We start from the raw sequence: 3,074 nt of genomic DNA on the forward strand, positions 1-3,074 counted from the left end.
CGGCTTAAGCTTGCTCGTCAGATTAAGTCGCTGACCCATTATACAAAAGGTACGCGGTCACTCAGGACGAACCTTGAGCTCCCACTGTTTGTAAGCATTCGGTTTCAGGTGCTATTTCACTCCCCTCGTCGGGGTGCTTTTCACCTTTCCCTCACGGTACTTGTTCACTATCGGTCGCTGAGGAGTACTTAGGCTTGGAGGGTGGTCCCCCCACGTTCAGACAGGATTTCACGTGTCCCGCCTTACTCATGTCTCGCTTGGTCTCAGATCCGTACGGGGCTATCACCCATTGATGCGTGGTTTCCCAACCACTTCCGGTAAATTCCAAGCAAGCACTGGCCTGGTCCGCGTTCGCTCGCCACTACTAACGGAGTCTCGTTGATGTCCTTTCCTCCAGGTACTTAGATGTTTCAGTTCCCTGGGTTAGCTTTGAACCCCTATGTATTCAGGGCTCAATACCTTCATCTGACAATTCGTAGTGCAACATCAGCTGGTTAGAACTGACGTCACAATACGAATTGTCGAAGGTGGGTTTCCCCATTCGGAAATCCGCGGATCAAAGCTCATTCGCAGCTCCCCACGGCTTATCGCAGCGTATCACGTCCTTCATCGCCTCTCAGCGCCAAGGCATCCACCGAATGCTCTTAAGGCACTTGATCGTTCTCATGATCGATGTCCGCAATCCCAAAGGATGCAAAACATGATCGGAAAGACCATTTTATGCTTGCCGAATAGACCCGAATAAGACGAGCACGGATGGTGTCCGCGACCTCGAATGCCGCTGGGTAGCGGCCTCTTCAGATCTATTCCCTCTTCACAATGACAAACAGCGTTACTCATCGCCGCTCACACGAGCAGCAATCAGCAAAACCTGAATTTCCGGGCAGTATGGTGGAGCCAGACGGGATCGAACCGACGACCTGAAGCTTGCAAAGCTACCGCTCTCCCAACTGAGCTATGGCCCCGTAATCGAACCTCACGGCTTGTCGAGAAAGCTGGTGGGCCTGGGAGGATTTGAACCTCCGACCTCACGCTTATCAAGCGCGCGCTCTAACCAACTGAGCTACAGGCCCAAGGCATGCCTTGAACGACAAAAGTCGCAAGACACGGCCAAAGAACCAAGCTGTTGGCCCAGAATGCGCGATCCAACCCAGCCCTATGCCAGATCGATCGAGCGCATTCGCCCGGAAAAGAAAGAGAAACGAAGACGGCGAAGTTCCGCATGTCGAGGCCTGATTTGGCCTCTTTGTTCCAAGCGAATTCAAGACCGAACCGAAATCCGGTGAAGAATTCTACCTTAGAAAGGAGGTGATCCAGCCGCAGGTTCCCCTACGGCTACCTTGTTACGACTTCACCCCAGTCGCTGAGCCTACCGTGGTCGCCTGCCTCCTTGCGGTTAGCGCGACGCCTTCGGGTAAACCCAACTCCCATGGTGTGACGGGCGGTGTGTACAAGGCCCGGGAACGTATTCACCGTGGCATGCTGATCCACGATTACTAGCGATTCCACCTTCATGCACTCGAGTTGCAGAGTGCAATCTGAACTGAGACGGCTTTTTGGGATTAGCTCCAGATCGCTCTTTCGCTGCCCATTGTCACCGCCATTGTAGCACGTGTGTAGCCCAGCCTGTAAGGGCCATGAGGACTTGACGTCATCCCCACCTTCCTCGCGGCTTATCACCGGCAGTCCCCCTAGAGTTCCCAACTGAATGATGGCAACTAGGGGCGAGGGTTGCGCTCGTTGCGGGACTTAACCCAACATCTCACGACACGAGCTGACGACAGCCATGCAGCACCTGTGTTCCGGCCAGCCGAACTGAAGAAAGACATCTCTGTCGATCAAACCGGACATGTCAAAAGCTGGTAAGGTTCTGCGCGTTGCTTCGAATTAAACCACATGCTCCACCGCTTGTGCGGGCCCCCGTCAATTCCTTTGAGTTTTAATCTTGCGACCGTACTCCCCAGGCGGAATGCTTAAAGCGTTAGCTGCGCCACTGAGGTGCATGCACCCCAACGGCTGGCATTCATCGTTTACGGCGTGGACTACCAGGGTATCTAATCCTGTTTGCTCCCCACGCTTTCGCGCCTCAGCGTCAGTATCGGACCAGTTGGCCGCCTTCGCCACTGGTGTTCTTGCGAATATCTACGAATTTCACCTCTACACTCGCAGTTCCACCAACCTCTTCCGAACTCAAGACTCTCAGTATCGAAGGCAATTCCAGGGTTGAGCCCTGGGCTTTCACCCCCGACTTAAGAGTCCGCCTACGCGCCCTTTACGCCCAGTGATTCCGAGCAACGCTAGCCCCCTTCGTATTACCGCGGCTGCTGGCACGAAGTTAGCCGGGGCTTATTCTTCCGGTACAGTCATTATCTTCCCGGACAAAAGAGCTTTACAACCCTAAGGCCTTCATCACTCACGCGGCATGGCTGGATCAGGCTTGCGCCCATTGTCCAATATTCCCCACTGCTGCCTCCCGTAGGAGTTTGGGCCGTGTCTCAGTCCCAATGTGGCTGATCATCCTCTCAGACCAGCTACTGATCGTCGCCTTGGTGAGCCATTACCTCACCAACTAGCTAATCAGACGCGGGCCGATCTATCGGCGATAAATCTTTCCCCCGGAGGGCTTATCCGGTATTAGTCCAAGTTTCCCTGAATTATTCCGAACCGAAAGGTACGTTCCCACGTGTTACTCACCCGTCTGCCACTAGCACCGAAGTGCCCGTTCGACTTGCATGTGTTAAGCCTGCCGCCAGCGTTCGCTCTGAGCCAGGATCAAACTCTCAGATTGGATGAGTTTGTTCCGGCATCGCTGCGTATTGACGGAGTCATTGCTTGATTACCGAAGTAACCAGCGATGGCTCTTGTAAAACGCAGCACACCGAAGTCTCGTTACGACTTGCCACAAAGGCAAATCCGCAAGAACCCCGCCGTCCACGTTTCTCTTTCTGTCTTCAGTTTTCAAACAGCGGCGCATCAACAACGACAGATAAGCCCGCCGATCGCTCGGCGACAAGGCCTAACATGCTCATGAAGCGCAGTAGAGCGGCCCCGCCAGCGGCGGCGCCGTCTCGATG

Annotated in this window: 2 tRNA genes and 2 rRNA genes (1 of these 4 cut by a window edge); all 4 read right to left on the reverse strand. The window is 54.4% G+C overall.

Features of this window, described 5'->3' with window-relative positions:
- Positions 1-659: ribosomal RNA gene (locus FG93_RS29165) — 23S ribosomal RNA — on the reverse strand (it extends 2,148 nt beyond the left edge of the window).
- A gap of 230 nt (positions 660-889) precedes the next feature.
- Positions 890-965 (reverse strand) — tRNA-Ala (locus FG93_RS29170).
- 31 nt (positions 966-996) lie between these two features.
- Positions 997-1,073, reverse strand: a tRNA-Ile gene (locus FG93_RS29175).
- Between the two features lie 228 nt (positions 1,074-1,301).
- Positions 1,302-2,788, reverse strand: a 16S ribosomal RNA gene (locus FG93_RS29180).
- Together the 16S and 23S rRNA genes with 2 tRNA genes alongside form the textbook arrangement of a ribosomal RNA operon.
- Positions 2,789-3,074 lie beyond the last annotated feature (286 nt).

Source organism: Allobosea sp. LC85, from assembly GCF_000735605.1.
Lineage (GTDB): Bacteria > Pseudomonadota > Alphaproteobacteria > Rhizobiales > Beijerinckiaceae > Allobosea.